The 21,318-nt window shown below is 38.4% G+C and carries 22 protein-coding genes; 21 read left to right on the top strand and 1 reads right to left on the bottom strand.

The window, feature by feature from the left end; all coding sequences use genetic code 11:
- Positions 1 to 32: 32 nt before the first annotated feature.
- From AC0VYO_RS15990 to AC0VYO_RS15975, 4 genes are all read left to right on the top strand, one after another.
- Positions 33 to 425 carry an FxsA family protein gene (locus tag AC0VYO_RS15990; RefSeq protein WP_475367797.1) on the top strand — a complete coding sequence of 131 codons (393 nt, stop codon included), beginning with the start codon at positions 33 to 35 and terminating at the stop codon, positions 423 to 425.
- A gap of 249 nt (positions 426 to 674) precedes the next feature.
- Positions 675 to 1,109 carry a MarR family winged helix-turn-helix transcriptional regulator gene (locus AC0VYO_RS15985; protein ID WP_430241413.1) on the top strand — a complete coding sequence of 145 codons (435 nt, stop codon included), beginning with the start codon at positions 675 to 677 and terminating at the stop codon, positions 1,107 to 1,109.
- A 27-nt stretch (positions 1,110 to 1,136) separates the two neighbouring features.
- Positions 1,137 to 1,772 carry a nitroreductase family protein gene (locus tag AC0VYO_RS15980; protein ID WP_430241411.1) on the top strand — a complete coding sequence of 212 codons (636 nt, stop codon included), beginning with the start codon at positions 1,137 to 1,139 and terminating at the stop codon, positions 1,770 to 1,772.
- A gap of 31 nt (positions 1,773 to 1,803) precedes the next feature.
- On the top strand, positions 1,804 to 2,100 hold the full coding sequence (locus AC0VYO_RS15975; RefSeq protein WP_430241409.1) for a putative quinol monooxygenase: 297 nt from the start codon (positions 1,804 to 1,806) through the stop codon (positions 2,098 to 2,100).
- Between the two features lie 199 nt (positions 2,101 to 2,299).
- Here the strand turns inward: AC0VYO_RS15975 and ytvI are convergent, their stop codons facing one another.
- Complete coding sequence (gene ytvI, locus AC0VYO_RS15970; RefSeq protein WP_475365600.1) at positions 2,300 to 3,409, bottom strand: sporulation integral membrane protein YtvI; 1,110 nt, start codon at positions 3,407 to 3,409, stop codon at positions 2,300 to 2,302.
- Between the two features lie 137 nt (positions 3,410 to 3,546).
- Here ytvI and AC0VYO_RS15965 point away from each other — a divergent pair, with 137 nt between their 5' ends.
- From AC0VYO_RS15965 to dnaI, 17 genes are all read left to right on the top strand, one after another.
- A complete protein-coding gene (locus AC0VYO_RS15965) occupies positions 3,547 to 4,014 on the top strand; it encodes a DUF441 domain-containing protein (protein ID WP_306558417.1) in 468 nt (155 codons plus the stop codon).
- Between the two features lie 254 nt (positions 4,015 to 4,268).
- Complete coding sequence (gene citZ / locus AC0VYO_RS15960; protein ID WP_475367796.1) at positions 4,269 to 5,384, top strand: citrate synthase; 1,116 nt, start codon at positions 4,269 to 4,271, stop codon at positions 5,382 to 5,384.
- A gap of 73 nt (positions 5,385 to 5,457) precedes the next feature.
- Positions 5,458 to 6,729, top strand: a complete 1,272-nt coding sequence (icd, locus tag AC0VYO_RS15955; RefSeq protein ID WP_430241403.1) for an NADP-dependent isocitrate dehydrogenase — start codon at positions 5,458 to 5,460, stop codon at positions 6,727 to 6,729.
- 47 nt (positions 6,730 to 6,776) lie between these two features.
- Positions 6,777 to 7,715 carry a malate dehydrogenase gene (mdh, locus tag AC0VYO_RS15950; RefSeq protein WP_475365599.1) on the top strand — a complete coding sequence of 313 codons (939 nt, stop codon included), beginning with the start codon at positions 6,777 to 6,779 and terminating at the stop codon, positions 7,713 to 7,715.
- An 86-nt stretch (positions 7,716 to 7,801) separates the two neighbouring features.
- A complete protein-coding gene (locus AC0VYO_RS15945; RefSeq protein ID WP_430241399.1) occupies positions 7,802 to 8,281 on the top strand; it encodes a MaoC family dehydratase in 480 nt (159 codons plus the stop codon).
- A 196-nt stretch (positions 8,282 to 8,477) separates the two neighbouring features.
- Positions 8,478 to 9,194: a response regulator transcription factor gene (locus tag AC0VYO_RS15940; protein WP_283153890.1), complete on the top strand. Its 717-nt coding sequence runs from the start codon at positions 8,478 to 8,480 to the stop codon at positions 9,192 to 9,194.
- Positions 9,194 to 10,612: a two-component system histidine kinase PnpS gene (gene pnpS, locus AC0VYO_RS15935; protein ID WP_194219311.1), complete on the top strand. Its 1,419-nt coding sequence runs from the start codon at positions 9,194 to 9,196 to the stop codon at positions 10,610 to 10,612. Before AC0VYO_RS15940 ends, pnpS begins: the two co-directional genes overlap by 1 nt.
- 326 nt (positions 10,613 to 10,938) lie before the next feature.
- Entirely contained in the window at positions 10,939 to 13,566 is a 2,628-nt protein-coding gene (gene polA / locus AC0VYO_RS15930) for a DNA polymerase I (RefSeq protein ID WP_475367795.1), read from the top strand.
- Positions 13,567 to 13,586: 20 nt separating this feature from the next.
- On the top strand, positions 13,587 to 14,417 hold the full coding sequence (gene mutM / locus AC0VYO_RS15925; protein WP_430241394.1) for a DNA-formamidopyrimidine glycosylase: 831 nt from the start codon (positions 13,587 to 13,589) through the stop codon (positions 14,415 to 14,417).
- A gap of 65 nt (positions 14,418 to 14,482) precedes the next feature.
- Complete coding sequence (ytaF, locus tag AC0VYO_RS15920) at positions 14,483 to 15,115, top strand: sporulation membrane protein YtaF (protein ID WP_194219314.1); 633 nt, start codon at positions 14,483 to 14,485, stop codon at positions 15,113 to 15,115.
- Between the two features lie 16 nt (positions 15,116 to 15,131).
- Positions 15,132 to 15,725 carry a dephospho-CoA kinase gene (coaE, locus tag AC0VYO_RS15915; RefSeq protein ID WP_194219315.1) on the top strand — a complete coding sequence of 198 codons (594 nt, stop codon included), beginning with the start codon at positions 15,132 to 15,134 and terminating at the stop codon, positions 15,723 to 15,725.
- A gap of 171 nt (positions 15,726 to 15,896) precedes the next feature.
- The gene (locus AC0VYO_RS15910) at positions 15,897 to 16,925 is read left to right on the top strand and encodes a glyceraldehyde-3-phosphate dehydrogenase (RefSeq protein ID WP_475365595.1); all 1,029 of its coding nucleotides are present in this window, start codon (positions 15,897 to 15,899) and stop codon (positions 16,923 to 16,925) included.
- 506 nt (positions 16,926 to 17,431) lie between these two features.
- Positions 17,432 to 17,821 carry an adenosylmethionine decarboxylase gene (gene speD / locus AC0VYO_RS15905; protein ID WP_194219317.1) on the top strand — a complete coding sequence of 130 codons (390 nt, stop codon included), beginning with the start codon at positions 17,432 to 17,434 and terminating at the stop codon, positions 17,819 to 17,821.
- A gap of 152 nt (positions 17,822 to 17,973) precedes the next feature.
- Entirely contained in the window at positions 17,974 to 18,363 is a 390-nt protein-coding gene (locus tag AC0VYO_RS15900) for a cytosolic protein (RefSeq protein ID WP_475365594.1), read from the top strand.
- A 73-nt stretch (positions 18,364 to 18,436) separates the two neighbouring features.
- Positions 18,437 to 18,895, top strand: a complete 459-nt coding sequence (gene nrdR, locus AC0VYO_RS15895) for a transcriptional regulator NrdR (RefSeq protein WP_404681390.1) — start codon at positions 18,437 to 18,439, stop codon at positions 18,893 to 18,895.
- Positions 18,896 to 18,968: 73 nt separating this feature from the next.
- On the top strand, positions 18,969 to 20,315 hold the full coding sequence (locus AC0VYO_RS15890) for a replication initiation and membrane attachment family protein (RefSeq protein ID WP_283154270.1): 1,347 nt from the start codon (positions 18,969 to 18,971) through the stop codon (positions 20,313 to 20,315).
- A 15-nt stretch (positions 20,316 to 20,330) separates the two neighbouring features.
- A complete protein-coding gene (gene dnaI, locus AC0VYO_RS15885; RefSeq protein ID WP_194219321.1) occupies positions 20,331 to 21,263 on the top strand; it encodes a primosomal protein DnaI in 933 nt (310 codons plus the stop codon).
- Positions 21,264 to 21,318: the final 55 nt, after the last annotated feature.

Genomic DNA, 21,318 nt, shown 5'->3' with positions numbered 1-21,318 from the left:
AATTTCCCGATTATGATTGAGGGAGCTATGTCATGTTTCGTATTTTGTTGCTTTTTATTATTATCGTTCCAGCTCTAGAGATCGCTTTGTTACTTCTGTCAGGAAGAACACTGGGACTTATTCCGACAGTATTATTGATTATTGGTACAGGGATTCTAGGGGCGTGGCTTGCGCGTAAAGAAGGGGCAGAAACGATCCAAAAGGTTAACAGACAAATGCAATCAGGCCAGATGCCTGGAGAGGCTATTCTAGATGGTCTATGCATACTCGTAGGTGGTGTCGTTCTACTCACACCAGGCTTCATCACAGATGCAACAGGATTTTTACTTCTCATCCCGGCAACGAGAAAACCTTTTAAGAGATGGATTAAGAAATTCCTTGAACGTCGAATGAATAATGGTCAGTTTATGTTTATTAGAAGGTAAAAATTCTGCCTTAGAAACGTATAATGAAATGTCCTTAAGGAGCTTGAATACATATTCAAGCTCCTTTTCTATTGGAAGAAATAAAGTGTGATTTGACATTGTATAAACAAGTAAATTATATTAATTGATAGATCAATGGTTGACCTATCAATTAATTAAGGTTTTATTGTTGACATCAAGGAACTCATCTAGTATATTAGTTGATGAGTCAACGATTGACCCGTCAACTGATTGAAGGAGGAGGATGCGTTGAAGAATTCTTGTTCAAATGAAGGCGAAATTTTATATCAGTTAAATGATATTTACAAGCAAATGAGCCCTAAATTCGAACGATGCACCGGCATCAGTCAGTCTCGCTTAGAGCTCCTGCATAAATTGTTTGAGGTTGATGAAATTAGCCAAACAGCATTGCAGAAAGAAGTGAATATTGATAGCGCTGCTGTAACGAGACATTTAAAGCAGTTGGAAGTGAAAAAAATGGTTGCTCGTCGTAAAAATCCAGATGATAACCGGTTTACCTTCGTGAGGTTAACAGAAGAAGGCAGAGATCGAATTGCATCTTTTCGGAAAGAGAAAGAGCAATTCATTCAAAAGGTACTAAAAGATTTTACTGAGCAGGAACAATCAGAATTATCGAATATGCTTAACCGTATTCAAAATAACATTAAAGATATTCAATACTAACTAGAAAAGTACTAAGGAGAATTAACGATGAATGCAACGAAAATAAATGACTTTAACGAAATTATTACAGGGCGCCGCTCAATCCGCCATTATGATCCATCCGTGAAAATAAGTAAAGAAGAGATGACTGAAATACTAACTGAAGCAACACTCGCACCCTCTTCAGTGAACCTTCAACCATGGCGTTTTGTCGTTATTGATAGCGAAGAAGGAAAGGCGACATTAGCACCACTTGCTAAATTCAACCAGTCTCAAGTTGAAACTTCTTCAGCAATGATTGCCGTTTTTGTTGATATGAACAGCCTGGACTATGCTGATGAAATTTATGACACTGCTGTACAAAAAGGGTATATGCCTGCAGAAGTTAGAGATCAGCAGCTTCCAGCGATTAAAGGGTTGTTAGAAGGAATGTCAACAGAGCAGTTTAGAGAAATGAACATCATTGATGGTGGTTTGGTATCCATGCAGTTAATGCTTGCTGCACGTGCACACGGTTATGACACCAATCCAATTGGAGGATATGAGAAAGCTCAAATCGCTGAAGCTTACGGTATGGATAAAGAGCGTTACTACCCAGTTATGTTGCTTTCAATTGGTAAAGCAGCAAATGAAGGCTACAAATCTGTACGCTTACCTATTGAATCGATTGCAGAGTGGAAATAAAAAATTTAAAATTGAAAAGAGGAAATGAACAATGATTATTATTCATGCAGGATTACAAATTAACCCGGCTAAAGAAGAAGAATTTCTTAAAGAAGTGACAACTTTGATTGAAGCGGCTAGAAATGAAGAAGGTAACATTTCTTATACACTTTCAAAAGAAGTTGAAAAAGAGAACACTTATAAAATGATTGAAGCTTATGAAGATATGGCTGCAGTCGATGCGCATAACCAAAGTGCTCATTTTCAAGCTTTTGTAGGTAAAGCACCAGAATATCTAGTTGCACCTTTAGATGTTAAAGTTTATGACGCTACTGAGATACAAAAATAATAATTAGTAGATAGCGAGAACCTTTCGGCTCTAGCATGGCAGTATCGTCTAAATGAGACGTTGCTGCCATGCTTTTTTTGCTTTTATTATTAAAGGAGATTTGATAGAGTCACCCAGGCCGATTTTTCTATTAGAGATTCATCTAATTGGTTGCGAGCAAAGGTTGTAAGAACCACTAAAGTTAACAGTGTAATTAAACTTATACTCCTTTGATAAAAACCCAAATGTCCTTAAAAACATTTGCGTGATAAAGAGTTTTTAGTACCACGAGAAGAACTGGGCCGATGATTAGACCAATGAATCCAAATAGTTGGAAGCCTACAAAGAGAGCAATCAATGTTGCGAGAGGATCAAGTCCAATATTCGATGATAGCACTTTAGGCTCCATGACTTGCCGCTGAATCACGACAATTCCATAAAGAATAGAAAGTCCTATGGTCAATCCGTAGTTTCCGATTAAAAAGGAATAAATCATCCATGGCACGAAAACTGCGCCTGTACCAAGGTATGGTAGTAAATCGACAAGCCCAATGATAATCGCTATGGTAATCGCATAATCTACTCGTAAAATAAAAAGACCAATTAAAACGATAATTGCTGTCATTGAAATAAGGGTAAGCTGTGCTTTCAAAAAACCAAAAAGAGCGCGTCTTAAGTCAATATAAACGGTGCTAATACTTTCTTGGATATCAGTTTTTACTTTTAGTTTCATCCAATTTATGAACTTATACCAGTCTTTACTAATAAAAAAAGTGGCAAGCATAGAAAAGATCAGAACTGTTAGGATCGTAGGTAAGCTGACAATAAACGAGCGGATTCCTTCAACAAGAGATTGAAGTATATTCGTAAGGGTAGTTGTAATGGTTGTTCCAATGGACTGGATATTATCGAGTACTGTGGTTTGTTGATCTTTGTTCAAATCCTTAAATAATTCTTCAAGCTGATAATAAAGTGGCATGACGTGAGACACGAAAAGATCTTCTATGAATAAGACAATTTCTTGGAAATTTCCTGGTAATACATTTGCGAGGTATACAACGCCTTGTACAACTTCATTTACTAGCAGAGCAATAAAGGCAGCAAGGACTCCGATAAGGAATAGAATTGATAGGGCTACAGCGAGCGGCCTCGGTATTTTCGCTCGGTTTTCTAATAAGTCTACGAGAGGGTTAATTAGAAAAGCGAGCAAAAGAGCGATGACAAATGGATAAGCAAGATGCCAGATATAATAAAAGGAGATCAGAGAAACAATAATAAGAAGAATGACAAGTAGAAAGCGTAAGATTCTATGTATGTACTTCCAATTCATTTGAATCCCCCTTATGTCTTTCCTATATTTTACACCGGTTGCTTCGTGACAATCAATTGGGATTGAGGTGATCCGTGCTTAAATTCATAAAATTTGTTATACTATAAGAGTTCTGTTAGTGTGAAAGAGGGAGTTATATGACAATTATTTCACAGCCTACCATCTTTTTGCTTATCTTACTTGGGATCGCACTTGTAGCGAAGAATAGCTCACTGATCATTGCGGTAGTCGTTTTGTTACTAATCAAAGCAGTGGGATTAGGTGATAAAGTGTTTCCGATATTCCAATCCAAAGGCATTTCATGGGGCGTTACGATTATAACCATTGCCGTACTCGTTCCAATTGCTAGTGGTGAAATAGGATTTAAGCAACTTGGAGAAGCTGTCAAATCTTCCTATGCCTGGATTGCGATGGGGGCAGGAGTGTTTGTAGCCATCATAGCTTCAAAAGGCATCGTCTTACTTCAGAATGATCCGCATATTACGACAGCACTTGTATTTGGTACTATTCTTGCAGTTGCTGTTTTTCAAGGGATTGCTGTAGGTCCATTAATAGGAGCTGGAATTGCCTACATGGCTATGAAGATTGTCGAACTTTTTAACTGAACGACTGTTCAGGAAGGGGCGGTTGTGCAGTATTTCTTTGATTATCAATTCAGATTTTCGGCATGTGAGAAAAAAAGGAATTGATGAAATTATGCATATTCATTCACAAATATCAGAGAATTGTTTATAATGAGAACTGACGCACCAACTTGTACATAGGTTCTTATTTTTTTTGGAGCGTTTTAAAAGCGTTATCAAAGCAGAATTTTTAGAAAATATCAGAGCCAATAATATGGAAAAGGAGAGGGAGACGTATGACGACTACACGCGGATTAGAAGGCGTAGTTGCAACAACATCATCGATTAGTTCTATCGTTAATGATGTCTTAACATACAGAGGATATAACATCGATGACCTCGCTGAGAATGCTAGTTTTGAAGAAGTAATTTATCTTTTATGGAATGATAAACTTCCAAATAAGACAGAACTTGAGGAATTTACAGCTGATTTTGCCAAAAATGCAGCTATTCCTGAAGAAATCGTTGCTCAAATGAAGTCTTATCCAAGTGATAAAGTACATCCGATGGCAGCTCTTCGTACTGCTGTTTCTACACTTGCTTTATATGACGAAGAAGCAGATGATATGAGTGAAGAAGCGAATTATCGTAAGGCGATTCGTCTTCAAGCTAAAATACCTACTGTTGTAACCGCTTTTTCCCGGGTTCGTGAAGGAAAGGCTCCAGTAGAACCTAAGAAAGATCTAAGCTTTGCAGCTAACTTTTTATACACATTAACTGGTGAGCTTCCGGAAGATGTGGCTGTGACAGCTATCAATAAAGCCCTAGTCCTTCATGCAGACCATGAACTGAACGCTTCCACTTTTACCGCTCGCGTATGTGTAGCTACTTTATCTGATATGTATTCAGGTGTCACAGCAGCGATTGGTGCTCTTAAGGGACCTCTTCACGGTGGGGCAAATGAACGCGTGATGGCTATGTTAAGTGAAATCGGCAGCGTTGATAATGTCGAACCTTATTTGCAAAATGCATTTGATAACAAAGAAAAGATCATGGGCTTTGGACATCGCGTTTACAAGACAGGTGACCCGCGTGCGAAGCATTTACGAGAGATGTCACGTCAGTTAACTGACCTTACAGGTGAAACAAAATGGTATGAGATGTCAACGAAGATGGAAGAAATCGTTACAAGTGAGAAAGGTCTTCCACCTAACGTAGATTTCTATTCAGCTTCTGTTTACCATAGTCTTGGCATTGACCATGACCTGTTCACGCCACTTTTTGCAGTGAGTAGAGTTTCTGGTTGGATTGCTCATATTCTAGAGCAATATAGTAACAATCGCCTCATTCGTCCACGTGCAGAATATATTGGTTCAACGAATCAGACATATGTAAAAGTAGAAGACAGATAGAAGAAAACTCAGGGAGGATCATTTCTTCCCTGCTTAGCTAACATAAAAGTTATTTCAATAGGAGGAATACAGAATGGCAAATGGAGAGAAGATTACCGTAAATAATGGTGTACTAAATGTTCCAGATCACGCAATTATTCCGTATATTGAAGGAGATGGGACTGGTCCAGATATTTGGGCAGCTGCCTCTAAAGTTATCGAAGGTGCCGTAGACAAAGCTTACGGAGGAAAGAAGAAAATTGTATGGAAAGAAGTATATGCAGGTCAAAAAGCCTACGATAAAACAGGTGAATGGCTACCAGCAGCTACTCTTGATGCAATTCGTGAATACATAATTGCAATTAAAGGGCCACTTACAACACCTGTAGGAGGAGGCATTCGTTCTCTTAACGTTGCACTTCGTCAAGAGCTTGATTTATTTACTTGCCTTCGTCCAGTTCGTTATTTTAAAGGAGTTCCTTCTCCAGTAAAACGCCCTGAAGATACAGATATGGTTATTTTCCGAGAAAATACAGAAGATATCTATGCTGGAATCGAGTTCCAAAAAGGATCAGATGAAGTGAAAAAAGTGATTTCATTCCTTCAAGATGAAATGGGTGCAAAAAACATTCGTTTCCCTGAAACTTCAGGCATTGGTATTAAGCCAGTTTCTGAAGAAGGAACGAAGCGTCTTGTTCGCGCAGCGATTCAATACGCTCTTGACGAAGGTCGTAGAAATGTAACCCTTGTTCATAAAGGGAACATCATGAAGTTCACAGAAGGCGCATTTAAAAACTGGGGCTATGAAGTGGCTGAACAAGAATTTGGAGATAAAGTCTTTACTTGGGCTGAATACGATCGTATCGTTGAAGAAAAAGGTAAAGATGCTGCGAACGAAGCTCAATCTAAAGCAGAAGGTGAAGGCAAACTCATCGTGAAAGATGCGATTGCGGACATTTTCTTGCAACAAATTCTTACTCGTCCAGCTGAGTTCGACGTTGTCGCTACAATGAACCTTAATGGTGATTATGTATCGGATGCTCTTGCAGCGCAAGTTGGTGGAATTGGTATTGCTCCAGGAGCAAATATCAACTATGAAACTGGTCATGCTATTTTTGAAGCAACGCATGGTACAGCTCCAAAATATGCTGGTCTTGATAAAGTAAATCCATCATCTGTTATTTTGTCAGGCGTTCTTATGCTTGAGCACATTGGATGGAATGAAGCAGCTAAGCTAGTTCTTGATGCCATGGAAAAATCAATTGCGAATAAAGTTGTAACATATGATTTTGCGCGACTAATGGACGGCGCAACAGAAGTGAAAACATCTGAATTTGGTGATGAACTAATCAACAATATGGACTAATTCAACAGACCACCAATTTTGAACTGGATTAAAGGAGTGGCTATTAAATGACAATGAAACGTAAGAAAGTTTCCGTAATTGGTGCAGGATTTACAGGGGCAACGACGGCTTTTCTACTAGCTCAAAAAGAACTTGCTGATGTAGTACTTGTAGATATCCCAAATCAAGAAGGTCCGACAAAAGGAAAAGCTCTTGATATGTTTGAAGCAAGCCCAGTTCAAGGATTTGACTCTAAAATCACAGGGACTTCAAGCTATGAAGATACAGCTGATTCAGATATTGTTGTTATTACTGCTGGAATTGCAAGGAAACCAGGGATGAGTCGCGATGATCTTGTGAATACTAATGCCAAAATCATGAAGAGCGTTACTCAAGAAATCGTAAAATATTCTCCTGAAACGACAATAGTTGTTCTAACAAATCCTGTAGATGCCATGACGTATACGGTATTTAAGGAGTCAGGTCTCCCTAAAAACCGTGTCATCGGGCAATCAGGCATTCTTGATTCTGCACGATTCCGTTCATTTATTGCTGAAGAATTAAATCTTTCTGTGAAAGATATTACCGGTTTCGTACTTGGTGGTCATGGTGATGATATGGTACCACTTGTTCGCTATTCATTTGCTGGAGGCATTCCTCTTCAAAGCCTTATTTCTGAAGACCGGCTTAATGAAATTGTAGAACGTACACGTAAAGGTGGCGGGGAAATTGTAAGTCTGCTTGGAAATGGTAGTGCTTATTATGCTCCTGCTGCATCTCTTGTTGAGATGGTTGAAGCCATTTTAAAAGATCAACGTCGTGTGCTTCCTACAATTGCTTATCTTGAGGGTGAATATGGCTATGATGGTCTATACCTTGGTGTGCCAACAATACTTGGTGGCGACGGGATTGAAGACATCATCGAATTAGATTTAACTGACGAAGAAAAGAAAGAGCTGGATAAATCAGCCGAGTCTGTTCGCAAAGTTATGACGGTATTAGGTTAATAATGCCATTAAAGTAGATCCGGTGTTAACCGGATCTCTTTTACAACATTATAAGAAAGCGCTTTCTTATATAAGGGGGAGTAGCTGTGCTTTTAGGGAAAAAACGAAAAATTGGACGAATGATTGAAGAGATTTCTGTTGGTGAAAAGCTTGAAGTATCAGAAAAAATAGAGGATCGAGATCTTCTTCTCTACCTTGGAATTTCCAACGATAACAATCCCCTATTCATTCAGCATGATTATGCCTCTATGACGCCTTTTAAAAAGCCGATTGTTCCGCAAATTATGCTCCTTGCTATCGTAACAGGTGCTATTTCTAAATATTTGCCAGGACCTGGAAGTAGTCTTAAGAAACATGAAGTGAAATATGAAAACCCGGTTCATCATTATGAGACGCTTCACTTCAAGTTTGAAGTCATAAACGTGTCTAAAGAAGCACATGAAGTCGTCATAGCTGTTAAGGGTGTAAACGAATCGGAGGATTCCATTTTAGACGGAACTTTCACTGTCAGCCCTCCATATCCTGCTAAACCACTAACAAAGTCAACTTCATTTGATAATTTTTAGAGCCCATTTTGGGCTCTTTTTTTGTAACGAAATTTCATACGTATGGAAAACGGTTAATATCGTGGATAGCTTAAGTTTTTCTTTTGCCTTTGTGAAAAAAATAGTATGATGAAAGTATTCAGGCTAAAATAAAGAAAACCGCCTGGTATAAGAATCGGTATTGATGAATGGGGAAATTCGTTAGGGGGATTTGACAATGGCTCAAAAAATACTAGTTGTTGATGATGAAATATCAATTTTAACATTGCTTCAATTTAATCTTGAACAGGCAGGATACGAAGTCGTCACTGCTGAAAACGGTGCTGAAGCTTTAGAAGTCGTGATTGAGGAAAAGCCGAATTGCATTATCCTTGATCTCATGTTACCTGAAATGGATGGATTAGAAGTATGTAAAGAATTGAGACAACGTCATATTCACACACCGGTGCTGATGTTAACTGCAAAGGATGATGAATTTGATAAAGTGCTTGGTCTTGAACTAGGTGCTGATGATTATATGACGAAGCCATTTAGTCCAAGGGAAGTAGTGGCCAGAATCAAAGCTATTCTCAGACGAGTGAAACAACTTGAGGAATCAAAGGCTGCTAGCCAAATGGAAGAATCCGAAAAAATCCAAGTTGGAGAATTGGAAGTATACCCTAATAATTATGAAGCATTCTTCCAAGAAGAAATTATGGAGGTAACCCCGAAAGAATTTGAGTTACTCGTTTATCTTTTACGTCATAAAGGACGTGTACTTACAAGAGAGCAGCTGTTAAGCGCTGTATGGAATTATGATTTTGTAGGAGATACGAGAATTGTTGATGTGCATGTTAGTCACTTACGTGAAAAGATCGAACAGAATACGCGCAAACCTGAATACATTAAAACAATCAGGGGTCTTGGGTATAAGTTAGAGGAGCCCTCAATTTAATGAAAAGATTTCGTTCACGCTTTCTTAATGCTCAATTTGTTATCCTCTTTATCGTATTTTCTATGATGATCGTTTTCCTTGGCAATTTATTTGAAGGAATTCTATTCGAGAGTGCTAGTCAGGAAGCTCTATCGAATATGTGGCTGATATTGATTTTTTCTTTTGCAGCTGCTTTTTTTATCATTATATATATTAGTCTTCGTATCTCCAATCAGTTAACGAAGCCCTTGGAGGGAGCATTAAAGGTTGCGAATGAACTAGCTTCTGGAAATTTCAAGGCAAGAACATATGAGTATAAACTAGACGAGACGGGACAACTTAGTCATGCTTTAAATATACTTGCTAGAAATTTGCAAACCATGACCACATCTTATGAAATTCAGCAAAATCGCTTAATGACACTCATTGAAAACATGGATAGCGGCTTAATTCTTATTGATTCAAAAGGTCATATTAATTTAGTAAACCGCTTTTATAAAGACACTTTTCAAATCCAAGTAAATGATTATATGGACCTGCTTTATTATGAGGCTATTCCTTATCGAGATATTATTCGTATTGTTGAGGAGACACTTCTTGTAGAACAAACAGTGCGTAAGCAGGTTGAGTTAGAAGTGGGAATTGAAATAAGGCATTTTGATGTGTCTGGTGCACCAATTCTTGATCAGGACAATAAGCTGAAAGGTGTTGTCCTTGTTTTTCACGATATTACAGAATTGAAGAAGCTCGAACAAATGCGCAAAGACTTCGTAGCAAACGTTTCTCATGAATTGAAAACGCCGGTGACTTCGCTCAAAGGGTTTGCTGAAACATTATTAGATGGCGCTATGGAAAATAAAGCTTTTAGAACTCGTTTTCTTACCATTATTCTAAATGAAAGTGATCGACTTCAAAGTTTAATTCAGGATCTTCTCGATTTATCTAAAATGGAACAAAAGCATTTCTCATTAAACTGGCAAGTTGTGGACTTAAAAGAGGTTATTGATGATTGTTTGTTAATGACTCAAAGCAAAGCAGAAAAAAAGGGCATTGAAGTGAATGTCCAATATGAGGGGAATCTTCATATTAAAGGAGATACAAATCGTTTAAAACAAGTGTTTCTGAATTTAATTGCCAATAGCATTACGTATACACCGGAAGAAGGCAAAGTTACGATTTCTGTTAAAGAGTCAAGTGACATTGTTCAGTTCATTATTTCGGATAACGGAATTGGCATTCGTAAAGAAGAACTTCCTAGGATATTTGAACGTTTCTATCGAGTGGACCGGGCTAGAAGTAGAAATTCAGGCGGAACGGGTCTTGGGCTTGCTATAGTGAAACACCTTGTTGAAGCACATCATGGTCGTATTGATGTGAAGAGCGAACTTGGAGATGGGACAACATTCGTGATTACACTTAACAAAGAGAGACATTTCTAAACTTTACGATTTCTTTACACTCTATTTATATGTCCTTTAAACTATTTCTGTAAAGTAACAATTGACCCCTTCATCATGACGAGAGCATATTTTTGAGACGAGTATAACTCGTCTCCTTTTTTTTAGATCATATTATGGAATGCCTTCTATACAAAATCAAAACTTTATTGAAAATGTTAAGTCGTGATTTTATTATGCTTTATTTGTTTATTGGCGCTTGTTTTTCTTTCTTTTTGCCATCGTGGTAAAATGAAAGGAGCAGGCGTCGCTTTTTATAATTTTAGCGATAATAAAACGTCTATATGAATGAAACGGGAGGATTTCGATTGAAAAACAAATTAGTATTAATTGATGGAAATAGTATTGCTTATCGTGCATTTTTCGCATTGCCATTGCTAAACAATGATAAGGGTGTATATACGAATGCGGTGTTAGGTTTTACAACGATGTTGCTGAAGATTATTGAAAATGAATCACCAACTCATATGCTCGTAGCGTTTGATGCAGGAAAAACCACGTTCCGTCATAAGACATATACAGAATACAAAGGTGGTAGACAAAAGACTCCTTCTGAATTGAGTGAACAGTTTCCTGTCATTCGTGAGGTGCTAGATGCCTTTAATATTAAGAGATATGAAATTAAGAACTATGAAGCAGATGACATTATTGGAACGGTATCAACCATTGCGAGTAAGGAAGATTGGGAAGTTAAAATATACTCCGGTGATAAGGATCTTCTTCAGCTAGTTTCAGATAACGTTCATGTTGCTTTAACTCGTAAAGGGATTACAGATATTGATACATATGACCCTGCATTTCTTAATGAAAAATATGGACTTTCTCCAGATCAAATTATCGATATGAAGGCGCTAATGGGTGATAACTCGGATAATATCCCTGGGGTACCAGGGGTTGGAGAAAAAACGGCTCTTAAATTATTGAAGCAATTTGGCACAGTTGATGCGGTTTATGAGTCGCTTGATAAAGTGTCGGGCAAAAAGCTTAAGGAAAAACTTGAAGAGAACCGTGATCAGGCCATGATGAGTAAGGAACTCGTAACAATATTTAAGGAGACGCCTCTTGAGCTTGGAATAAATGATCTGTCATACAGCGGATATGAACATGATGCTGTAGTTTCATTATTTAATGAGCTCGGCTTTAAAAACCTTCTTAATCGAATTGGTGGAGAGCAAAATGAAGAACAAGAAATAGATGAATTGTCTTTTGATTTGGTTAAAGAAATTGAAGAGCATCATTTAATCAGTCCTTCTGCCATGATCGTTGAGGTAATGGAAGAAAATTATCACAATGCGGAAATACAAGGTATTTCTATTGTGAATGAAAATGGGAATTATTTCATACCAACCGAAGTCGCAATGTCTTCTAAGCTATTAAAAAACTTCCTTGAAGATCGATCTCAGAAGAAGTGGGTGTTTGATGCGAAGCGAGCAGTTGTTGCTCTAGGGTGGAAAGGGGTTGCGCTAGAAGGCATTACGTTTGATTTAGTAATTGCTTCTTATTTACTGAATCCCTCTGAGTCAACGCATGATATATCTGCTATTTCTCGTCGAGAAGGCTTTTCAATCGTTTCCTCTGATGAATCGGTTTATGGTAAAGGGGCAAAACGCAAACTTCCAGAACAAGACGAGCTTGCAGACCACCTTGTTCGAAAAGCTTTCGCTGTTTTCCAATTAAAAGAGACACTTGAAGAACAGTTAAAAAAGAATGAACAATATGAGCTATTTCACGATCTTGAAATGCCGTTAACCCTTGTTCTTGGTGAAATGGAAACAAAAGGTGTATCCGTTGATACGAAATTCCTTGAGAAAATGGGTGCAGAGTTAAATGAGAAATTAAGCAAAATCGAAGCAAGGATTTTTGAACTTGCAGGTACAGAGTTTAACATCAATTCGCCTAAGCAACTCGGTGAGGTTCTATTTGATAAGCTAGAGCTTCCGGTGATTAAGAAAACAAAAACTGGATATTCAACTTCAGCTGATGTACTCGAAAAGCTTGAAAGTAAACACGATGTTATTCCAGAAATTCTTCTTTACCGTCAATTAGGGAAGTTGAATTCAACATATGTAGAAGGTTTACTAAAAGTGATCTATTCTGATACTGGGAAAATTCATACAAGGTTTAACCAGGCTCTCACGCAAACAGGTCGACTTAGTTCTACAGACCCTAACTTACAGAACATCCCGATTCGTTTAGAAGAAGGCCGTAAGATTAGAAAAGCTTTCATTCCATCTAATGAAAACTGGGTTATGTTTGCGGCAGACTATTCGCAAATTGAACTAAGAGTCCTTGCACACATCGCTCAGGATCAAAATTTAATCCAAGCTTTCCAACAGGATGAGGATATTCATACGAAAACAGCGATGAATGTGTTCAACGTTAACAAGGATGACGTTACGTCGAATATGAGAAGACACGCGAAAGCTGTTAATTTCGGAATTGTTTATGGTATTAGTGATTATGGTCTTTCTCAAAGTATTGACGTTTCGAGAAAGGAAGCTGGCGAATTCATCGATCGGTACTTAGAGAGTTTCCCAGGGGTGAAAAATTACATGGAAGATGTAGTTGTTAAGGCGAAAGAAGAGGGGTATGTATCAACAATGCTCCAGCGAAGAAGATATCTGCCCGAAATTAACTCAAGGAACTTTAATCAAAGAGGGTTTGCTGAAAGAACGGCAATGAACACACCGATTCAAGGAACGGCTGCTGATATTATTAAGCTTGCGATGGTTCAAATGGATACGCGATTAAAAGAAGAAAATCTAAAAACGCGTATGCTACTTCAAGTACACGATGAATTAATTTTTGAGGCACCAGAAGAAGAAATTGAAACGTTAAAACGGATCGTACCTGAAGTGATGGAATCTGCAATCAAACTGGATGTACCGCTGAAAGTTGATTATGAATATGGCTCCACCTGGTATGATGCGAAGTAGGCATCAAAGGAGAGGGAATAATGCCTGAATTACCAGAAGTAGAAACAGTTAAACGCACGCTCGAAGAATTAATCGTAGGGAAACGAATTACAAATGTATTAGTAAAATGGCCAAAAATCATCAAGAAACCTGATGATGTCGAAGCATTTAAAATGAAGGTGATTGGACAGACATTTAAGGGTGTAAGAAGAAGAGGGAAGTTTCTAAAGCTTATACTCGAGGATGATGTGATCGTTTCGCATCTTCGAATGGAAGGGAAATATAAGTTAACATCTATAGAAGAAGAGTTTGATCATCATACTCACGTATTCTTCACTTTTGATGATGGGACAGAACTTCGATACCATGATGTACGTAAATTTGGCACGATGCACTTGTTTCCGATTGGAATAGAAGAAAATGAGTTGCCGCTTGCTCAGCTAGGTTATGAACCATTTTCTGATCAGTTTACCCCAGAAGTTTTACAACAGGGGTTTAAAAAGACTTCTAGGAAAGTAAAAACGGTATTATTAGATCAAACAATCGTTGTGGGGTTAGGAAATATTTATGTGGATGAGGCATTGTTTAAAGCTGGTATTCATCCTGAGCGAGTGGCTTCAACGTTAAAAGAAAACGAAATTGAAGAGCTTCATGCTGAGATTGTGAATACGTTAAAAGATGCTGTAAACAAAGGTGGAAGTACAATACGTTCCTATGTAAATAGTCAGGGAAAAGTTGGAACTTATCAGGACAGTTTATTTGTCTATGGTAGAGCAGGTCAAGAGTGTAAGAGGTGCAATGGAGAACTTTCCAAAATCGTAGTCGGTGGGCGCGGTACGACATTTTGTCCTGACTGTCAGATAAATGAGTGATTCGTAGCGTTGGATGGGCTGCTTTCATATACTATTTAAGATTTTAGTATGGAAGGAGCTCGCCTATGTACTGGGTTTCTCTTTGTTTCTTAGCACTTGCAGTAAGTGTAGATGGATTTGGGGTCGGCTTAACTTATGGCTTGCGAAGAATGAGGATTCCTTTTAAGTCAATTCTCATTATTTCAATCTTTTCGGCGGTCTCCATGTTGGTCGCTATGGGGTTCGGGTCCCTTTTACAATTATGGATATCAGATATATTAGCCCAGCGTATTGGAGGCGGCATCCTTATTGCGCTTGGTGGCTGGGTGCTGTATCAAATGTTTCGTAACAATAAAGAAGCAGAAAAAACTGTTTCAGAGCGAATCCTTCTTCATTATGAAATTCGCTCGCTTGGAGTGGTCATCAGTATATTAAGAAAGCCGACAACAGCCGATTTTGATGACTCCGGTACGATTACAGGTATTGAAGCTATCATGCTCGGTGCAGCATTGTCGCTTGATGCCTTTGGAGCAGGGATTGGTGCGTCAATGGTTGGGTTTCCACCAATTGAAACTTCTCTTTTAATCGCATGTATGAGTTCGTTATTCCTGCTTTTAGGTCTTAAGTTTGGTAACTTCACTTCAAATATTAAATGGATGGATAAACTTTCTTTTTTACCAGGGTGTTTACTCATCATTCTGGGCTTTATGAGAATGTAGGAAAGGAGAAGATACGATGGATATAGGACTTACCGGTGGAATTGCTAGTGGAAAAAGTACTGTGGCAGAAATGATTCGCCGATATAACATACCAATAATTGATGCAGATGTGATGGCAAGAAAAGTGGTTGAACCTGGTGAGCCAGCTCTAGAAGAGATTTTTCGTTTGTTTGGAGAGGAAATGAAGGATGATAATGGTGGGCTTGATCGGAAGAAGCTTGGCTCTGTTATCTTTAAGGACGATGACAAGCGTAAGCAATTAAATCGTGTTCTTCATCCTGCTATTCGAAAAGGAATGCTTGACGAAGCTGCAGCTTATAAAGAACAAGGAAACGCTCACGTGGTATTCGATATTCCGCTGTTATTTGAAAGTAAACTGACTCATATGGTAGATCAAACACTTCTTGTCTATGTTAATGCTGACGTCCAGTTGAAACGATTAGTGGAGCGAGACGGTAGTACAGAAGAAGAGGCAACTGATCGCATACACTCTCAATTGCCTATCGAACAGAAGAAAAAGCTTGCTGATGAAGTGATTGATAATATGGGAACACGTGAAGAAACAGATAAGCAGCTTAGGAACATTCTAACTAAATGGAAAATCATTTAAAAAAATACGCCTTTCTGGCGTGTTTTTTTGTATTTATTTAGACGATTGCTCAGATATATGACGATTTACAAAAATAGTGTAAATTAATCTTTTTAATTGCATATTATATGTTATACTAATTTTGTGATAGGGGAAATAAGTATAACACATATATGGCAGGAGGAACGCTGGATGAAATCAAGAGTAGCGATTAATGGCTTTGGAAGAATTGGGCGTATGGTATTTAGAAAGGCAATTATGGAAGATAGTTTAGAAGTTGTGGCAATTAACGCTAGCTATCCGCCGGAAACGCTCAGCCATTTAATTAAATATGATAGCATTCACGGTACATTTGATGGAGAAGTAGTCCCTGTTGAAAACGGGATAAAAATTAATGGTAAAAAAGTTGTTGTTTTAAACAACCGTGATCCGAAAAGTCTTCCTTGGAAGGATATGGGGATCGATATTGTGATTGAAGCCACTGGTAAATTCCGTACAAGAGAAGAAGCAGCCTATCATATTGATGCGGGTGCTACCAAGGTAATCATAACAGCTCCTGGTAAAAATGAAGATCTTACAATTGTGATGGGCATAAATGAAAGCGAATACAAAAATGAAAAACATCACGTTCTTTCAAACGCTTCTTGTACAACCAACTGTCTTGCTCCTGTAGTACAGGTGCTTGATAAATCCTTTGGTGTTGTCTCGGGAATGATGACAACTGTGCATGCGTATACGAATGACCAAAAAAATATCGACAACCCCCATAAAGATTTGAGAAGAGCTCGCGCTTGTGGTCAGTCAATCATACCGACTTCGACAGGAGCGGCAAAAGCAATTTCTAAAGTTTTACCACACCTTGAGGGGAAACTTAACGGCATGTCACTTCGTGTACCTACACCAAATGTCTCACTTGTAGATCTTGTAGTAGATCTTGAGAAGGATGTGACAATTGATCAGGTTAATGATGCTTTAAAGGCTGCTTCCGAGGGACCGCTTCGAGGAATTCTTGGCTACTCTGATGAACCTCTCGTTTCCATTGATTACAACGGAAATGATCATTCATCGATTGTCGATGGACTTTCTACAATGGTCGTTGAGAATAAGAAAGTAAAGGTCCTTGCCTGGTACGATAATGAGTGGGGTTACTCATGCCGAGTTGTTGATATGGCGAAGTATGTGGGAGAAAGAATACCCGAGAGATTGAAAGCAATCGTATAGAAAGTGGGAGAAGAGGCGGTATATCACCGCTTCTTTTTTTATAAGCTTGTGTTATTGATAGCTCGATTTTTGTTCGAATCAATGGGTTGACACAGCGCGTAAATACTACAAAAATCAACAAGGCTCGTTAATATAGTCGGTATGTAAAATAACGTAATGATAGTACTCGTGAAATTCACATCTTAGTTAAAGGAGCAGTTAACGATAAACCAAATATATTTGAATGATTGAATCATACTACAGTTAATAGGATAAAATTAGTCATATAAGAATATAATGAGCTTTAATGCTCAATAACGACGAACTAACAAAAAGGTTCTTTAATTTATTCTTGCAAATCTATTTTAAAAGCCTTATACTATTTTTCGTGAACTTCTTTTATAGCAATTTGGCATTGAAAACTACTTAAAGGGTTAGGACCTCATCGGACTAACTTTCCCCCGTGGTGGATTTTCGATACCGCATGCTAATCAATGCATGAGTAAATTTAAAGGGGGAATTTTGCTATGGATACAATGGGTCGTCACGTCATTGCTGAACTATGGGGCTGTGACATTGAAAAATTAAACAACATGAAATTTATTGAAGAAACATTTGTTGAAGCTGCTCTTAAGTCCGGTGCTGAGGTTCGTGAAGTTGCATTTCATAAATTCGCTCCACAAGGCGTTAGTGGTGTTGTTATTATTTCTGAATCACACTTAACGATTCACAGTTTTCCTGAACATGGTTATGCAAGTATTGATGTATATACTTGTGGAGATCTTGATCCGAACGTTGCGGCTAACTATATTGCTGATGCTCTCGGTGCAGATTCACGAGAAAACATTGAACTTCCTCGAGGCATGGGTCCGGTCAAACCTAAAGTTAGAGAAGAACAGTCAGCGTTTACTTCATAATAATACAATGATTGAAAAGGGTGCTCAGTGCACTCTTTTTTTATATTCACTAAGAAGACATCTCGCTTTTCCTATCGGTCCTATTCCTTTCAATGTGATTGATTTATCAGTCATTTATTGCTATTCTTAAAAAAAATAGAGGAGGACCTGGGGTGGGAATAAAAGAATTTTTTAGCAACCGTTCTGAAACTGGGGAAAGACATCCGAATGATGCTCTTAAAACCCATTATTTTAAAGCGACAAAGGAACAGGCTTTTACAGAAGCGAAAGCCGTCCTTCAACAACACTATAAAGGTGAAATCGTTACGAATTCTCCGGAGCGTGGAGAATTTGTTTTTCAAGTGAAAGGTCCTAAAAAGGCCCTTATTGTTGTAACAGTTGTCACGGTTCGTGCTTATAGAACTGCCGTTGATTTCTCTGTTTCAACAGAGACGCCACTTCCAGTTGATTTCGGATACAGTAAGAAAGTCATTGCAACCATTTATAATGATTTAAAAAAGAAACTTACGTTAATCGGAACAGGGATTTCTGAGCAGTTTTAAGGGTAGGTGTGTCATGACACATTTTATGCTAAAATAGTAGTAGAAATCTTGTTCGTTTAGTGGAGATGATCTTATGCGTTGTCCCAACTGCAATCACAATGGTACAAGGGTGCTTGATTCTCGGCCGGTTCACGAGGGCCGTTCGATTCGTAGGCGCCGTGAGTGTGAATCGTGTACGTATCGATTTACGACATTTGAAACAGTTGAAGAAATACCGCTTATTGTAGTGAAAAAAGAAGGAACTAGAGAAGAGTTTAGCAGGGATAAAATTCTTAGAGGTTTAATTAAAGCCTGTGAAAAAAGGCCTGTTCCACTTGAAACTCTAGAAACAATTGTTAATGAAATCGAACGTGATCTTCGTAATCAGGGAGCTTCCGAGATCAGTAGTGATGTTGTGGGAGAGCTTGTTATGGATCAGCTGGCAAAGGTTGATGAAGTTGCTTATGTTCGATTTGCTTCTGTCTATCGTCAATTTAAAGATATTAATGTCTTTATCCGCGAATTAAAAGAATTAATTAACAGAGCAGAATAACAAAGGGGGAGCTTCGCGTAAGCTCTTTTTTTGTACGGTTTCAAAAATTATGAGGAATACAAAGGTGAAGCATATGCATTGGAAAGAACTTCTTCCTGTTGATACGCTTCAGATTGAAGCATCCGGACTTTTGCACGAGTATGATCGAAGAGTACTAACATTGTTATATCAACCTTTAATCGGGGCTCCGGCCTACAGTCTTTATATGACTCTCTGGAGTGCTCATGAGCAGCAGAATCATTTTGTTACAACAATGACTCATCATAATTTGCTACTTATGATGAGATGGGATTTGAAGAGAGTACTTGAAGAGAGACGTAAATTAGAAGGAATTGGCCTGTTGAAAACATATGTAAAAGACAGTGGAGATCCTAGACATTTTACTTATGAATTGCAAGCTCCTCTCACACCGGAACGCTTCTTCAATGATGGCGTACTGAATATTTATTTATTCAATCGATTAGGACGTAATCGATACAATGATCTAAAAAAGCACTTCACAGTGGAAAAGGCAGATCTAGCTGAGTATAGTGACGTGACTGCATCATTTAATGAAGTATACGATTCTCTTCACCCGTCTGAAATGACTGGTATGAGCGAAGTAGAAGAGGAAGTAACGATAGAGAAACGTGATGAAAATAAAGGCCTTGTTTTTACTTCTTCGCAATTCGACTTCGATATGATGAAGCAGCACATTTCTGATATGATTGTCACTGAGAAAATGTTTACAGAGTCTGTTAAGAAAACGATTGAGCGACTTGCTTTTGTGTATAAAATTGAACCATATGAAATGGGCCGGATTGTGGAACAAGCTGCAATTCACCATGACGAACTTTCTGATGATCTACTGCGCAAGGAAGTAAGCAGTTGGTTCGCGCTTGAAAATCGTGGCAAAGTGCCTGCTCTCCAATATAGAAGTCAACCTGTTTCTTTACAAGAGTTTCATAAGAAAGAACCTGAGACAGAAGAAGAGAAAGCGGCGCAGAGATATGAACAGATGACGCCATATGATATTCTTCAGCGGGCAGCTGAAGGGGGAAAACCTTCTGAAGCAGATATGAAGCTTGTGGAGCGAATAATGGATGAACAAAAGCTGACTCCTGGTGTTATGAATGTCTTACTTGATTTCATTCTAGAAACGCAGGATAAGAAGTTATCGAAGAATTATGTAGAAAAGTTTGCGAGTCACTGGGCAAGGGCAAGGGTAAAGACAGTAAGAGAAGCAATGAACCTTGCCATTAAAGAGCTTCAGCAACCGGCCAAGAAAAAAACAGGCTCTTCCAATCGTGGGAAACCTGCCGCTAGAAAAGACAAAGTGCCTGAATGGATTTCAGATCAAAAAGAACCGGATATGTCTCATGAGGAGCGATCTGAGAAACAGGATCAGCTTAAAAAGATGCTAAGTAAATATAAGAAATAAGCGGGGTGAACAAGAATGGAATCAATCCAGGAATCATTTAACAAGATGCCAGGCAATAAGAAATTCCAGGAACAGTACCAAGAGATGAAGAAGGCTATTATGGCCGATGAAGATATTCGTGCATTTATTGAAGAGCATGACGAGGTCGATGACAAAATAATTGATAGAAGTCTTGCAAGACTATATGAATATACAACACAAGCAAAGCGATGTGAAGGATGCCCTGGTCTCTCGAACTGCATTAATATGATGGAGGGGTACGAGCCTGAGCTATTTATTAATCGTTCGGTGATTGATATTCGCTACAACCGTTGTCCAACAAGAATTGAAGATGATAAGAACAAAAAGCGTAATCAGATGATTCAAAGCTACTATATTCCGAAAGAAATTCTTCAGGCTACCTTCGCGGATTTGGATGATGAAGATCCTGTTAGAATTGAAGCGATTGGGACGGCGATTCAATATGTAGAAGATTTCGTTCCTGGTGAAACCACTAAAGGGCTTTATATTCATGGAGGTTTTGGGGTAGGGAAAACGTTTATTCTCGGGGCTATTGCAAACCAGCTGGCGAAAGAAAAAGGGGTTCGTTCTCAGTTTATTTATACTCCGGATTTCTTCCGTCAAATGAAAAGCGCCATTCAAGATCAATCTATTGATGAAAAGCTTGATTATTTAAAAGAAACACCGCTCTTGATACTTGATGATATTGGAGCGGAAAATATCTCAAGTTGGGTACGAGATGATATTCTTGGAGCTTTATTACAATATCGTATGACTGAGGGGTTACCAACTCTGTATTCATCTAACCTGGACTATGCTTTGCTTGAAGATCATTTAGCTTATTCCCATAAAAGTGGAATTGAAGAAACGAAAGCTAAGCGGATTATGGAGCGAATTAAGCACTTTACCACGCCTGTATTTTTAGAGGGTAAAAATAGACGAGTTTAAAGTCTTCCATTACGGAAGGCTTTTTTTTTGGTTCTATACATCATTTCGCATATTC

The organism is Anaerobacillus sp. 63XJN7_4_ISO-PGPR-S23-413 (assembly GCF_056173725.1).
This window is presented reverse-complemented; position numbering and strand designations above follow the sequence as displayed.